Source organism: Providencia sp. NPDC089933, assembly GCF_049545585.1.
GTDB lineage: Bacteria > Pseudomonadota > Gammaproteobacteria > Enterobacterales > Enterobacteriaceae > Providencia > Providencia huashanensis.
Genome location: NZ_JBMWDT010000013.1, coordinates 1 through 15,216 on the forward strand (window position 1 = coordinate 1; position 15,216 = coordinate 15,216).

Annotated in this window: 12 protein-coding genes; 6 read left to right on the forward strand and 6 right to left on the reverse strand. The window is 39.6% G+C overall.

What is annotated here, in order from left to right; translation table 11 throughout:
* The first annotated feature begins 466 nt into the window (after positions 1 to 466).
* Complete coding sequence (gene umoD, locus ACPEH5_RS17230) at positions 467 to 1,063, forward strand: UmoD family flagellar biogenesis regulator (RefSeq protein WP_042843457.1); 597 nt, start codon at positions 467 to 469, stop codon at positions 1,061 to 1,063.
* A gap of 74 nt (positions 1,064 to 1,137) precedes the next feature.
* Here the strand turns inward: umoD and mfd are convergent, their stop codons facing one another.
* Positions 1,138 to 4,581, reverse strand: a complete 3,444-nt coding sequence (mfd, locus tag ACPEH5_RS17235; protein WP_048607409.1) for a transcription-repair coupling factor — start codon at positions 4,579 to 4,581, stop codon at positions 1,138 to 1,140.
* A 277-nt stretch (positions 4,582 to 4,858) separates the two neighbouring features.
* Here mfd and lolC point away from each other — a divergent pair, with 277 nt between their 5' ends.
* From lolC to lolE, 3 genes are read left to right on the forward strand one after another with little or no spacing between them, the layout of a single operon-like run.
* Positions 4,859 to 6,061: a lipoprotein-releasing ABC transporter permease subunit LolC gene (lolC, locus tag ACPEH5_RS17240; protein ID WP_071548157.1), complete on the forward strand. Its 1,203-nt coding sequence runs from the start codon at positions 4,859 to 4,861 to the stop codon at positions 6,059 to 6,061.
* On the forward strand, positions 6,054 to 6,755 hold the full coding sequence (lolD, locus tag ACPEH5_RS17245; RefSeq protein WP_042843461.1) for a lipoprotein-releasing ABC transporter ATP-binding protein LolD: 702 nt from the start codon (positions 6,054 to 6,056) through the stop codon (positions 6,753 to 6,755). The genes lolC and lolD overlap by 8 nt, the downstream gene beginning before the upstream one ends.
* Positions 6,755 to 8,002, forward strand: a complete 1,248-nt coding sequence (gene lolE, locus ACPEH5_RS17250; RefSeq protein WP_042843462.1) for a lipoprotein-releasing ABC transporter permease subunit LolE — start codon at positions 6,755 to 6,757, stop codon at positions 8,000 to 8,002. The genes lolD and lolE overlap by 1 nt, the downstream gene beginning before the upstream one ends.
* A gap of 55 nt (positions 8,003 to 8,057) precedes the next feature.
* On the opposite strand, the gene ACPEH5_RS17255 is transcribed toward lolE, so the two are convergent.
* Positions 8,058 to 8,609 carry a class IV adenylate cyclase gene (locus ACPEH5_RS17255; protein WP_281111336.1) on the reverse strand — a complete coding sequence of 184 codons (552 nt, stop codon included), beginning with the start codon at positions 8,607 to 8,609 and terminating at the stop codon, positions 8,058 to 8,060.
* Between the two features lie 168 nt (positions 8,610 to 8,777).
* On the reverse strand, positions 8,778 to 9,266 hold the full coding sequence (locus tag ACPEH5_RS17260) for a TIGR00645 family protein (protein ID WP_042843464.1): 489 nt from the start codon (positions 9,264 to 9,266) through the stop codon (positions 8,778 to 8,780).
* A gap of 411 nt (positions 9,267 to 9,677) precedes the next feature.
* Here ACPEH5_RS17260 and cobB point away from each other — a divergent pair, with 411 nt between their 5' ends.
* A complete protein-coding gene (gene cobB / locus ACPEH5_RS17265) occupies positions 9,678 to 10,511 on the forward strand; it encodes a Sir2 family NAD+-dependent deacetylase (RefSeq protein ID WP_042844305.1) in 834 nt (277 codons plus the stop codon).
* A 48-nt stretch (positions 10,512 to 10,559) separates the two neighbouring features.
* On the opposite strand, the gene ACPEH5_RS17270 is transcribed toward cobB, so the two are convergent.
* On the reverse strand, positions 10,560 to 11,270 hold the full coding sequence (locus ACPEH5_RS17270) for an SDR family oxidoreductase (RefSeq protein ID WP_281111337.1): 711 nt from the start codon (positions 11,268 to 11,270) through the stop codon (positions 10,560 to 10,562).
* Positions 11,271 to 11,656: 386 nt separating this feature from the next.
* Here ACPEH5_RS17270 and pepT point away from each other — a divergent pair, with 386 nt between their 5' ends.
* Complete coding sequence (gene pepT, locus ACPEH5_RS17275; protein WP_042843466.1) at positions 11,657 to 12,892, forward strand: peptidase T; 1,236 nt, start codon at positions 11,657 to 11,659, stop codon at positions 12,890 to 12,892.
* A 93-nt stretch (positions 12,893 to 12,985) separates the two neighbouring features.
* Here the strand turns inward: pepT and ACPEH5_RS17280 are convergent, their stop codons facing one another.
* Together ACPEH5_RS17280 and ACPEH5_RS17285 are read right to left on the reverse strand one after the other, a co-directional pair.
* The gene (locus ACPEH5_RS17280) at positions 12,986 to 13,585 is read right to left on the reverse strand and encodes a LysE family translocator (protein WP_042843467.1); all 600 of its coding nucleotides are present in this window, start codon (positions 13,583 to 13,585) and stop codon (positions 12,986 to 12,988) included.
* A 342-nt stretch (positions 13,586 to 13,927) separates the two neighbouring features.
* Positions 13,928 to 15,052, reverse strand: a complete 1,125-nt coding sequence (locus ACPEH5_RS17285; protein WP_166686903.1) for a cupin domain-containing protein — start codon at positions 15,050 to 15,052, stop codon at positions 13,928 to 13,930.
* Between the last annotated feature and the right edge of the window lie 164 nt (positions 15,053 to 15,216).

Sequence of the window (15,216 nt, forward strand, 5' to 3'; positions counted from 1 at the left end):
TGACAAAATGGGCACCTTACATCGACTTTAGCCATGAATATTCTCCGATAAATTACCCTATATTACAGGTTAATCACCGGATTGAATACATGACCAAGTTACTTTATACGGATAATAAAGATGAGTTTAAAACCATATATTGAGCTCATATTATAATCAGTTACGGTAACATTTTTTATTGATGAAAGATGTATGTTGTAAATATATTGGTATAACTCAGAAAATTTAGAAATCAATAAACTATAATATATTGATTAATATAGTTAATTTAACCTATTTTATTTATCGCTGAGTCATATCATGGATATTAAACCTCACATTTAATTAATTTAAATCTTATATTAAGTAAAATTTAACAATTATAATTTCGGATAAATCTAAAAAATATATCTAATGCATGTAATGCATCGAATTATCTTGAGTAGCCGTTACAATAGGTCAGTATTAATTTAATAAGGATTGTACTATGAAGCTAAAATTTAAGTTGTTATTAGCAGCTATAGTGGCATGCCTTATTGTATTGTTAGTTGTTATCTTCACGCGTGAGCCTGAAATTAAATTAGCAACCGTATTATCGGTTGAGCCTATCAAATCTAACCGGCTTGTTGAGTACCAAAATTGTACGGTAACTGGGGTTTTAGGTACTTTTGACCAACAATCACTTTCTCGTTTTCACCCTGCGCAAAGCGAATGTAAAATGGTCTTTATGATAGAAGCGCTACAAGGTAAGGGGTTCCCATCCTTGTTTTATGAGCGTGACCCAACCTGTGTATCAGCGCAAAAAATGGAATTAGTTGTGGTTGGCTATGATGTTGTCTACCAAATTGGTAAAACAGTGGGGAAAGTGAGAACTTCCTATGCACCTTCTATGTTTATTCCGTTAAATGAGGAGGGGCGTTTGGTTTTGACATCATCAGCTTCTGTATGCGAAACAATCCGCAGTGATGTCAAAAGCTTATTGCCATTTTATTGTTTACAACCAAATAATTTACCAATTACTGGAAACCCGTCTGCAATATTAGAATTGCAACCAAACCAAAATACTTTTGGTTTTATGGAATAGGTTTAACCAATTTGAATATTCTATTACAGGCAATCTTAATTGATTGCCTGTAACATTTTTACACCTTGAGTTTTTTAGGTTAATTGGTGTTCTTCAAAACTGGTTAATAGTTGTTTTATAAACTCAAGCCGAGTTGTCCTTTCCGCTAAATCATGGAAAAACTTCAGTCGGACGGGACCCTCTAAGCGATAAGTTTGTGGTTGATTTTGTAACAAGCTGATCAAGAAGCCCGGTTCGACTTTATTTTTCTCACTAAACTCAATAAAACCCCCTTTCTCATGGGCTTCAATGCGCTTAATACCTAAAGCTTGAGCTTGCAAACGAATTGCAGCAGACGTTAAAAGGAACTTGCCTGCATCAGGGAGGGTGCCAAAACGGTCAATTAACTCGGTACGTAATTCGTTTAATTCTTGATTATCTTTTGCACTGGCTATCCGTTTATAAAAAGACAGTCGCATATTTACATCGTGTATATAATCGTCAGGCAAAAGAACCGGCATCCGTAGCTCAACTTCAGTTTGTTGGCTAGTTAAGTCTTCCAGTGAAGGTTCACGCCCTTCTTTTAGGGCCTCGACCGCGCTTTCTAACAGTTCCATATATAAGGTAAAGCCAACAGTTGTCATCTGCCCGCTTTGGTCTTCGCCAAGTAATTCTCCTGCACCTCGAATTTCTAAATCATGAGTCGCAAGTGCGAACCCAGCCCCTAAATCTTCAAGTGAAGAAATGGCTTCGAGACGCTTGTGGGCATCTGTTGTCATTGCTTTAGGATGCGGTGTGAGTAAGTAAGCATAAGCTTGGTGGTGTGACCGGCCGACTCGACCACGTAATTGATGCAATTGTGCTAACCCAAAATGGTCAGCTCGTTCAATGATAATGGTATTTGCAGTAGGAATATCGATACCCGTTTCGATAATAGTCGTACATATCAAGACATTAAAACGTTGATGATGGAAGTCGGTCATCACCCGTTCTAATTCCCGCTCCCGCATTTGGCCATGACCAACAACGAAACGAGCCTCAGGGACTAGTTCTTCAAGGCGCGCTTTGGCTTTTTCAATATTTTCAACATCATTGTATAAGTAGTAAACTTGGCCCCCACGTAGTGTTTCACGTAAAATGGCTTCACGTACCACGAGCTCGTCATATTGGCGAACAAAGGTTTTTACAGCTAAACGGCGTGCTGGCGGCGTGGCGATAATGGATAGATCGCGCATACCACTCATTGCCATATTCAGTGTCCGAGGAATAGGGGTTGCTGTAAGTGTTAAAATATCAACGTCTGCACGCATAGCTTTTATTCGTTCTTTATGACGGACGCCAAAGCGGTGCTCTTCATCTACTACCAATAAGCCCAAATCTTTCCATACTAAATCACTTTGTAGCAGTTTATGAGTGCCAATTAAAATATCAACTTTGCCTTCTGCAGTCTCAGCAATAATCTGTTGCTGCTCTTTCGCCGTTTTAAAGCGAGACAACATTTCTATACGCACAGGCCAATTGGCGAATCGGTCTTTGAAATTATCATAATGCTGTTGTGCAAGTAAGGTGGTTGGAACTAAAACAGCCACCTGCTTATCATTGTTGATAGCTAGGAATGCTGCACGCATAGCCACCTCGGTTTTACCGAACCCAACATCACCGCATACCAACCTATCCATAGCTAATGGTTGGCACATATCACTGAGTACAGCATTAATTGCCATCTCTTGGTCAGGGGTTGTTTCGAAAGGAAAACCTTGGCAAAACTCTTGGTACTGTTCTTTATCATGTTTGAAAGCAAAGCCCGCTTTGGCTGCACGCTGTGCGTAAATATCCAGCAGCTCTGCTGCAACATCACGTACTTTTTCAGCCGCTTTTTGGCGGGCACGTCCCCAGCTATCACTGCCTAGCTTATGTAATGGCGCATTTTCATCCGCACCACCCGCATAGCGGCTAATTAAATGCAGTGACGAGACCGGAACATAGAGTTTATCTTCACCTGCATAAGTTAAGATTAAGTATTCTGCTTTAATGCCACCGGCTTCTAGGGTGATTAACCCTTGATAGCGACCAACGCCGTGTTCAATATGGACGACGGGTTGCCCCGGACGTAATTCAGCTAAGTTACGGATCAGTGTATCGGTATTAATTGTTCGGCGGTTATCAGTACGACGACGAACAACGCGTTCACCTAACAGGTCGCTTTCGCATATCAACGCTTTATGGGCATCGACTTGAATAAAACCATGCTCAGCTGCGCCGATAGTAATAGCAAAACGGCTATCAATGTGACTTGCGTAATGCTCAATAATTTCAGGGCGAATTTTCAAGCGAGCTAACAGTTCCGTGACTGTTTCACGGCGACCTTCACTTTCCACAGAAAAGATGATCTTGCCATCAAACTGTTCCGTGAATTGACGAAGTTTGTCTAAAGGGGTCTTGCTTTGGCCTTGAGTACTGATGTCCGGTAGCGGTAAATAGTCTAAATTCGTATTAGCGGCTTTGGGAGCTAAAGATTCAGCGGATAATTGAACACGAGGCCATTGTTTTAATGATTGGTTGAGCTGTTCAACGGTTAACCATAAGTCTGTAGGGGGGAGTAATGGCCGCATTGGGTCAACCCTACGGCTATCATAACGTTGCAACGTATCGAGTTGAAAGCGTTCTGCGGCTTCTTGTAGATTTTGTGAAACCAATAAACTAGATGACGGTAAATAATCAAATAACGAGGGCAGAGGCTGTGAAAAAAATAAAGGCTGCCAATATTCGATACCAGTTGGTAACGTATTTTTACTGACTTGCTGGTAAATGTGCTCTGGGTCACGGCGAACGTCAAAGCGTTCCCGCCACTGGCTACGGAAACGTTCAATTGCGTCTTTATCTGTTGGAAACTCGTGAGCAGGGAGGAGATTGATATGGCTAACTTCCTCAAGTGTTCGTTGTGAGTCAACGTCAAAAGTTCGCAAACTATCAATTTCATCATCAAAGAAATCAATACGAAATGGTAATGTACTGCCCATTGGGAATAAATCTAATAACGCCCCACGGGTTGCATACTCGCCATGCTCTAGAACTTGCTCAACATGGCGATAGCCTGCTTTGTCTAATTCGGCACGTAAATTATCACGGGAAAGTTTATCGCCTTTTGCCATGACCAATGCATGGCTAGTTAAAAAATCAGGGGGACAAACTTTCTGCATAAGCGTATTAACCGGAAGGATTAATGCGCCTTTTTGCATAGATGGTAAGCGGTATAGTGTTGATAAACGATGAGAAATGATTTCTTGATGTGGGGAGAAATTGTCATAAGGCAATGTTTCCCAATCAGAAAGGGTTTCAATAGGGTGATGTGTAAATTGTTGAATTTCATCACGTAAGCGCAAAGTATTTTGCATATCACGAGTGACAATAACAACAGGCCCTTGATGACGTTGGATCATTTCTCCACATTCAAGCGCACCAGCCGCCCCGATAAGGCAACCTAAATGGCGGACATCGCCACTACGACTAGGGAGTTCATAACGAAATTTTGACGACATAGAAATCTTTGGTATCTCACAGCGATTAGTTAAGCAATTAAACAAAATTCAATATAATGATAGCCAGTTTTTTTATGATTAATACTTAAATTAACCAATAGATAGTTAAACAATAAAATTCACAATAATACAATCGGTTTTAACTCGTAATTTGTCTGAAAGTCAGACAAAAAGGCACTCAAATAAGAAAAAATACCCGTGAGTGGTTCCATTCATCAATCGTACCCTTTATTATCGCTGAACACTTCGCTTTGGCAACAGGGGCATCATAGACTTCATGCACCAATCTGTCTCATTATTTATAGGTCTACGCTATTTACGTGGACGCGCTGCCGATAAATTCGGGCGCTTTGTTTCCAGTTTGTCAGCAATCGGCATCACACTGGGCGTTACGGCATTAATTACGGTTACATCAGTGATGAATGGTTTCGAGCGATCGCTACAAGATAGCATACTTGCTTATATGCCGCAGGCAATTTTAACCTCAGCATCTGGAAATATCGACCCAGCCCAACACCCCATAAAGGCCTTACAGAATTTAAAAGGGGTTAACCACATAGCTCCCATTGTACAATCTGATGTCGTACTACAAAGCCGCACCAATGTTGGTGTTGGAATGATGGGGGGAATCGAACCAACAGAACCTTCTTTGCTATTAGACAAACTGATTAGTGGCCAACGAGAGGACCTAAAAGCAGGTAGCTACAATGTGTTTTTGGGGAATAAACTGGCGGAAAATTTAGGAGTTAAGCGGGGGGATGAAGTCCGTTTAATCATTCCGGGTGTGAGCCAGTTAACGCCAATGGGGCGTATTCCAAGTCAGCGTTTGTTTAACGTCGCAGGTATTTTCCAAACCAATGGCGAAGCGGATACCAGTGAATTGATTGTTGCGCAGCAAGATGCAGCACGTATGTTGCGTTATCCAGCTGGTCGTATTACTGGGTGGCGTTTGTATTTAGATGAACCTTTAAAAGTGGATGAACTAAGTAAGCAAGCATTGCCTAGCGGGTTGGTATGGACGGATTGGCGAGAACGCAAAGGGGAGTTTTTTCAAGCTGTACGCATGGAAAAAAATATGATGGGTTTACTACTTAGCCTAATTATTGCGGTGGCAGCTTTTAATATTATCACTTCGTTATCACTTCTGGTGATGGAAAAACAAGGTGAAGTTGCAATATTAAAAACCCTCGGTCTAAAACGCTGGCGTATTTTAGCCATCTTTATGATCCAAGGCGCAGGCGCAGGGGTGATTGGCTCACTAGTGGGGACGGTACTTGGTACACTATTGTCTAGTCAGTTAAATTTTATCATGCCACTGATTGGTTTATTACCAAAAGGTGTATCTCTACCGATTGTACTTGATTACTCAGGTATTTTAATTATTGCACTAAGTGCGATGCTGATTTCACTGCTTGCGACGCTTTATCCTTCTTGGCGTGCAGCAGCGGTCCAACCTGCTGAGGCTTTACGTTATGAATAAACAACCACTTCTTGTCTGTGAAAATTTAAATAAAACCTATCAAGAAGGGGCATTGTCTACGCAAGTGCTAAAAAATGTCAGCTTTTCTATGGGGCTTGGCGAAATGATGGCCATTGTGGGGAGCTCCGGGTCTGGTAAAAGTACCTTATTACATTTACTTGGTGGTTTAGATACGCCATCTGAAGGGAATGTAATTTTTCGCGGGCAGCATATTAATCAATTGTCTTCTGATGAACGTGCTGCTATTCGAAATAAGGATTTAGGCTTTATTTATCAGTTCCACCACCTACTACCTGACTTTACGGCTCTTGAAAATGTGGCTATGCCACTGTTAATTGGTGGTGCTGCAAAAGAATTGGCATTGACTAAAGCGACAGAAATGTTAGAAGCGGTAGGTTTGGCACATCGTGCAGGGCATAGGCCTTCTGAGTTATCAGGGGGGGAGCGTCAACGGGTGGCAATCGCCAGAGCGTTGGTTAATGAGCCCGCTTTAGTATTAGCTGATGAACCAACGGGGAATCTTGATTTACGTAACGCAGATGCCATTTTTGAGTTATTGGGGGAGCTAAATCGTACACAACGTACTGCTTTTTTAGTTGTCACTCATGATATGACATTGGCGCGCCGTTTATCCCGCCAATTGGAAATGCGTGACGGGCACTTACAACAGGAAGTTACCTTGGGGGCTCGGTAATGTTTAAAATGCCTCTTACATTATTAACAGCGTTACGCTTTAGTCGTGGTCGCCGTCGGACGGGGTTGGTTTCTTTGGTGTCGATAGTGTCGACATTGGGTATTGTGCTTGGCGTTGCTGTTTTAGTCATCGGCTTGAGTGCCATGAATGGTTTTGAGCGCGAATTAAATAACCGCGTGCTATCTGTGGTCCCACATGGTCAGATATATGCAGTAAAGCCCCCTTATAAAGATTTAGATTTTGCCGAACAAGTCATTCGCAAAACCCCAGGTGTGGAAGCCGTGAGCCCATACATCAATTTTACAGGGTTGCTTGAGCGGGGGGCGAATTTAAAAGCAATCCAAGTGATGGGAGTTTCTCGCGAAACGCAATCGCAAGTTAGTGCATTGCCACAGTTTATCCTTAACGATGCATGGGAGCATTTTGAAGCAGGGAAACAATCCATTATTTTGGGGCAAGGCGTTGCTAATGCATTGAATGTTAAGGAAGGGGACTGGGTTACAATCATGATCCCCAATACGGATGAAAGTTTGAAAATCCAACAGCCTAAACGTATTCGTGTTCAGGTAACGGGGGTGTTTAAGCTTAGTGGTTTATTGGATCACCAACTTGCTTTAGTGCCGCTTGCGGATGCTCAAGAATACCTTGATTACGGTGATGGCGTGACAGGTTTCGAAATTAAAGCAACAGATCCTTTTATCGCCGATAAGGTGGTTTATGATGCTGGGTTAAAGACAATGCATCATGTCATCGTTAAAAGCTGGATTGGTGATTACGGCTATATGTACAATGATATTCAAATGGTTAGAAGTATTATGTACTTAGCTATGATCCTAGTGATTGGCGTTGCATGCTTTAATATTGTATCGACTCTTGTGATGGCAGTTAAAGATAAAAGCAGTGATATTGCTGTACTACGGACGCTAGGGGCTAAGGATGGGCAAATCCGTGCTATTTTCTTATGGTATGGGTTATTAGGTGGCTTAGTTGGCTCTTTGATTGGTGTTGTATTAGGTATAACGATATCCTTAAATTTAACAACTATAATCAAAGGGATAGAAAAAGTAGTCGGTCACCCAATTCTATCTGGAGATGTTTACTTTATCGATTTTCTGCCTTCTGAATTGCATATGATGGATGTGGTCTATGTTTTAATCACAACGATTATTTTAAGTTTGGTGGCAAGTTGGTACCCAGCTCGCCGAGCAAGCAAATTAGACCCAGCTCGCATCCTTAGTGGTCAATAATCAGTGCACACTCAGCCAATCACCTTAGCAATAGGCTTTAAGGTGATTGGCTTCTTTATTGGGTTTGTGTTTCTAAGAACATTTGTTTATAGCTACGCTTTTCAATCATCGCTTCCGTGAAACCATATGTCATCGCAACACTTAATAATTTGTTATATAAGTGTTTGAGTAAACGACTATCGTCCGTCATGATAGCGAATTCGGCAAACCAACCGATGCCAGCAAGATGGTCTATGGTGATATGAACATCATTCAGGAAGTAAATACTACGAACTTTTGTTGTCACCAAACTACAGTGATAACCTAGTGTTACTAACATATTTTGCACATGTTGGCAGTCATCAATATTAATTGCTTTACATTCGGAAGAACCTGGGCCCTTGACTATCCATAACTTAATCCCTGACGGAACCATCTCACGAACACACATGCTAATATTATTCGCTGCAAGTGGCGAATTTTCACTGTCATAGAAATAATCAGTTTCTGAATTATTTTCAGTAAATGGCTCAGCTTGGTCGGTTTTTATTTTTTGTAGAAAACTCTCAGGGTTTGGTAACCGAAATTTAATTTCAGCTTCATATTTACCGACAAAGTGCTCGCTCATTAAAATATTCCTTATAATCAATAGGCAAGTAGGTGGTTAGGATAGCATAAATGGCGAGTATTCAGTGTGTTAAAGATGCGTTAGAGGGGGCGTTTAATAGCCTATTATTGATAAAATAGGCTATTAAATTAGTTTTAATCAGAGCTGTAGCTATAGGCGGTCATGTTGCTATTTTTTAGTCATTTTATCTAAATAGCCCATGACAAAAGCAGATAAAACAAAGGTTAAATGAATGATCACATACCACATTAGTTTATCGTTCGAAACGCTTTTTAAGTCCATAAAAATTTTCAATAAGTGAATTGATGAAATTGCGACAATAGATGCAGCCACTTTATTCTTCAGTGACGAGGCATCCATTTTACCTAGCCAACCTAACTTTTCACTTTCTTCTGGGATATCCATTTGGGAGACAAAGTTTTCATATCCTGAAAACATCACCATCACTAATAACCCACCGACTAATGCCATATCAATTAATGAGAGCAATGTGAGGATGAGATCTGCCTCTGGTATTGCTAAAATATTCGGCAAAATATGGAACAGTTCTTGAAAGAACTTAATAGTTAATGCCAACAGTGTCAGTGAAAGCCCGAAATAAATTGGCGCTAAAATCCAGCGTGAAGCATACATTGTTTTTTCGAAAAACTTTTCCATGCAATCCCTTTTAATGGTGAATAATCATTACAGCAAAATCGACGAGCGGTATATTAACCGTAGGTAGTCATATCAAGAAGGTTTTTTTTATTGTTTTACAGTTCTAGGGATATTGGGGATTAATATGAAAGAAAGATGTCAGTTTTATGAAGAAAAAGTGACAAGTTCGATGCCCTCGATATTTTTATTTGCATTCGTCATTGTGATGAGTTCTAGTGTGTTAACATTAAGATAGTGCAAAGTTGAATATGTAAATGTGAGATATACTAATAAAAATATATAGAAGCATATTTATTTGTACACTAATGATAAATCAGAGAGTAGAGCCGCTAAATACAGCGTTAAACAAGTACTCGGCCTCGTCTAGATGTCAAGTTTATCAGTTACATGGATGAAAGGAAGTTTTTGATGTTGCGATTTCGTTATAGATTAAAAAAAGCTCGTAAAAATAAATGTGTACGTCGTCAGCGACTTCGCAACCGGTCTTTTTATATAGATAACAGATTAAATAATATGAAAAATGTGAATATTGTCGTATTGACTGGTGCGGGGATTTCAGCTGAGTCAGGGATCCAAACATTTCGTTCTGCGGATGGTTTATGGGAAGAGCACCGCGTTGAAGACGTTGCAACGCCGGAAGGTTTCGAACGTAACCCTAAACTGGTTCAACGTTTTTATAATGAGCGTCGTCGGCAATTACAGCAAGAAAATATCAAGCCTAATGCGGCGCATTATGCTTTAGCTCAGCTTGAAGAGTTACTTGGCGATCGCTTTTTATTGATCACTCAAAATATTGATAATTTACATGAAAGAGCCGGGAGTCAGCGTATCATCCATATGCATGGTGAATTATTAAAGGTACGTTGTAACTGGTCAAATCAGGTTGTCGAGTGGAAAGGGGATTTATCAGTGGAAGACCGTTGCCACTGCTGTCAGTTTCCACAGCCATTACGTCCACATATTGTTTGGTTTGGTGAAATGCCTATTGGCATGGATTATATTTATCAATCTATTGAATCAGCGACTATTTTTATTTCAATTGGTACATCAGGCCATGTGTATCCGGCAGCGGGCTTTGTTCATGAAGCGAAGTTACATGGTGCACATACAGTTGAATTAAATTTAGAACCGAGTCAGGTAGAAAGTGAGTTTGATGAAAAGCACTACGGCTTAGCCAGTAAAATTGTAGTGGAATATATTAATAAGCTTATTACAGAATTACAGGTAAAAAGCACAACGAAATAAGTCAACTTCAGGCTAAGGGAAACGGTCATTTCCCTTAGCTATTCCTCTTTATACATTTAAATCCATCATCGCCGGCATTGTGATTTCCTTAACACAGGTAGCATTACTGGTGCTTAGGATAAAACGTACTGCATTGACAACATCATGTAATGGGATCAATTGCCCGTGACTCTTCTCAATAACCTCAGCCACAGGGACAGACAATGGGTATTCTGTAGCAAGATAACCTAAGTTTATGATAGAAATGCCAATTTTATCTTCACGTAATGTTTCCCTTAGCGATTGCACTATTCCCCTTAAGGCATATTTTGTGGCGGAAAATGCAACTTCTTTACCATTATGATTATCTAGCCCCCATGTAGAGCCAATTAAAATTATTTTACTGTTTTCAGCTGAGCGTAAATTAGGTAATAGCATTTTTAAATTTAATAAACAGGCGCTGATATTCGTCTGGATAATATTGAGTAATTCAAGGTCATCAGTTGTTTCAAACTGGTAATCGTCACTAAAAGCCAAGTTTTCCCAAATTCCTACATTGTAAATTAAGGTGTTAATCGGTTGTTCTTTAACCTTATCTTTAATGATATTAGCAGACTGGCTATCATTTAGGTCAGCGGGGAGCCAAGTAAAATTACTTTGCTCAAACGGGGGTTTGGAACGAGAGACACCGTAAACCAGCTCTTCATTTGTGGGAATACCTTCAACAAGTGCTTTGCCCAATCCTTTACTCACACCATAAATCAAATATGTTTTTGACATAAACGCCCCGATAACTTGAATAAAAATTACATTAATTATTATAAAAAATAATAAACGAAATAATAATGCGTCAGATATAGCACAGTATTAATAAATAATAATAGGTAATTAGTGCAATTGATAAATGATATTTAACTTAATTCACTGTTTTAACTAACAAATATAGGGGGGTAATAAAATAATACAATTTAATTATTCCCCTAACTAGTCTTAGGTATTAAAAATGGTTAGTTGTAAGAGAAAATCAAAATAGTGTGTAAAAAATAAATTTCATTAAAGATTTATTGCGAAAACCTGCAAGCATTAACAGCAAAGCTGATTTGAGACAATAATTGAATCTGTGATCTTTCCCATAATACAGACATTGATATTTGAGGGGGAAGGGTATGGACAAACTCTTGGAGCGGTTTTTTGAATATACGGCTTTTGATACGCAATCAAAATTGAATGCTAAAACAGTGCCTAGTAGTGCCGGTCAGCTAAAGTTTGCACGCGCATTAATGAAAGAACTGATTGACTTAGGTTTCGAAAAGGTAACACTCAGTGATCAAGGTTGCTTGATGGCCTATTTGCCGTCAAACGTTGATTGGGATGTTCCAACTATTGGTTTTATTTCACACTTAGATACGGCACCTGATTTTTCGGGGAAAAATGTTTGCCCACAAGTACTCGAAAATTACCGAGGTGGTGATATTGCCCTTGGGATTGGTGATGAAGTGTTATCCCCTGTCATGTTCCCAGTTTTACATGAAATGATTGGGAAAACATTAATTATGACTGATGGTAAGACGCTACTTGGTGCTGATGATAAGGCGGGTATTGCGGAGATTATTACAGCATTAGTGCGCCTAAAAGGTAACAATATTCCACATGGTAAAATTTGTTTAGCATTTACCCCAGATGAAGAAATTGGGCGTGGCGCTCGCCATATTGATTTCAAGCAATTTGATGCATTGTGGGCTTATACTGTCGATGGCGGTGGTGTTGGTGAATTAGAATATGAAAACTTCAATGCGGCGAATGTATCAATCAAAATAGTCGGGAACAATACACACCCTGGAAATGCTAAAGGGGTGATGGTAAATGCTTTAGGGCTAGCTAACCGTATTCATTCGATGTTACCCGCAGATGAAACTCCCGAAAAGACGGATGGATATGAAGGTTTCTATCATTTAACATCGATGAAGGGAACGGTAGAAAAAGCAGAACTGAACTATATTATTCGTGACTTTGACTTGGTAAGCTTCGAAGCAAGAAAGAAAAATATTATTCGAATTGCTGAAAAAGTAGGGGAAGGCTTACACCCGAGCTGTTATATCGAGCTGACATTGGACGATACCTACTACAATATGCACAAAGAAGTAATGAAATACCCACATGTGGTTGAATTAGCAAAACAGGCCATGATTGATTGTGATATTAACCCTATTATTCAACCTATCCGCGGTGGAACTGATGGTGCTCAGCTTTCACATCGTGGCTTGCCGTGCCCAAATATTTTTACTGGGGGGTATAATTTTCATAGTAAACATGAGTTTATCACCCAAGAAGGGATGGAGCAGGCCGTTAGTGTCATTATGCGTATTGCTGAACTTACCGCAATACACGCCCGCCAGTCATGAGGGGCTTAATGAACCTGTTAAGCTCAGTACAATAAGTACTGAGCTGAGGTTATTGAGCAAGCGGGATAATTTCCGTTTTATGTTATGGGTATTTCATTGCAATAGCACGGATATACCACTTAGTGCGAGTAAAATACCCATCACTAAGTTAAAACGTTTTAATGTACTAGGTTGCTTCAGTTTTTCTCTTAATTTACTACCAAACATTGCCCAAATAGCCACACATGGCCAGTTTATCAAAGCAAATATGATGGCAACTAATAATATTGAGATATAAGGTTCTATCGTATTGGTATACATTGCCATCCCTGATATCGCCATCATCCATGCTTTAGGGTTAATCCATTGAAATAATGAAGCCTCAAGTAATGTTAATGGCTTTATGTCTTGCTGATTTACTTGAGCAATAGAATGGCTGATGGTTGTTTTCCATGCGAGCCAAAATAAATAAATAATACCAATGTATTTTAATGTTGAATAAACAAGTGGTAATGATTGAATGAGTGCACCAACACCTAAGCCAACAGCAATAAGCATGATGAAAAAGCCAATTGAAACACCAAGCGAATGTGGTAACGTTTTTTGAAAACCAAAGTTGACCCCTGAAGCAAGTAACATAATATTATTAGGGCCTGGGGTAATGGATGTTACAAATGAAAACAGGGATAAAGCTAAAAAAGTTTCTATATTCATAAAGTTATAATCATTGAAAGGTTATTAATTATTCGCCCAAGCTTAATCGGTCTAAGCAAAAATATTCTAGAATTAAATTTTAAAAACACTTTATCTTTGAGTGCCTATTTGTGAGGCTTAATTTTTTATCAATGTTATTGATACGGAAGTAAAATAAACAGGAAAGCAAACTTTATAGATATTTATAAAGATATCTAAAGGGAAAGGGGTGGCTTCGGTTTAACTGGGAATGATAATAAAAGTTATATGCTAACTAGAATGTAATGAATAAAATTTAACCCCCAATAATTGTTTTACCAATATTGGGGGTGTTTTCGGTAAATTTAATGTTTATAAAATGGACTAATCATCAAAATACCAATAACCATTATTCACTAATGCGGTAATGAGCGCGATAAAGTTAACGTCATCGATAGCATCAGCTAAAATTTTGCTGTTTACCGCATCATAACGACATAGGCTATCAGCAGCTTCATAGCACTGGGTCTCTAAACATTCACCATTAACAAAAAATTGGTCACCAACACGCAATGCTCGGAGCCCGTTTAGTTTGTATAGGGTTTCCTGTTGTGTTTTTAGCAAGTCATAGATTTCGTCATGCTCATAAGGCGGTTCTGGTGGTGCAATGTCTAGTTCATGGCGAGATTGTGAAATGAATTCACCAAGCCATTTACGGAACAGGTCAGGGTCATTAATCAGAGACTCCATCATTTCGCGTAATTTAATTTGTTCCCCTTGTAAAATTTCCGCAGGGTTATCACGGAATGATAAATCAGGGTCGCTGTAACGGTAGCTGCCTAAATCATTCGAAATTAAATGGTCGGCAAAACTACTGATTAACTCACGCGTATTAGGGGCTCGAAAGCCTACTGAATAGTTTAATGATGGCTCAATTGCATAGCCTTCATGCGGGAACCCTGGTGGGATATACAAAATATCACCGGGCTCCATTTCTTCATCAATGATGGCATCAAAAGGTTGAACTTGTAGTAAGTCAGGGTGAGGGCAATGTTGTTTCATCGGGATTTTTTCCCCAACACGCCAACGACGACGACCTTCACCTTGAATAATAAATACATCGTATTGGTCAAGATGAGGGCCTACTCCACCACCAGGAACCGAATAGGAGATCATTAAGTCATCCATTCGCCAATCAGAGAGAACACGAAATGGCTTCATTAGAGCGGAACTTGGATAGTGCCAATGGTCAACGGCTTGGACTAAAATAGACCAATTTTTCTCACCGAGATGATCATAACTCTCAAATGGGCCATGGCTTACTTGCCAAATTCCTTCTTTATGGCTGACTAAACGGCTATCAACCTCATCTTCCATCGCCAAACCTGCAAGTTCATCAGGTGAGATAGGATCAATAAAATTTGCAAACCCTTTTTTGATAAGCAGTGGGCGCTTCTGCCAGTGGCTATCCAGAAAACTTTGCCAGTCTAGATTTAGTTTGTAATCCATCTTATTGTCCCTTGGAGCTGTTGAATATTGCTGATGGTGTTACGGCAATACCACAGGCCATAATGGTACGAAATGACCTTTATATATGAAGTAAGTCACTTAGTACTTCTTTTAAATAAATTAGGTTAGCCATAATTATTGAGGGCTGCTATTTATATGAATAT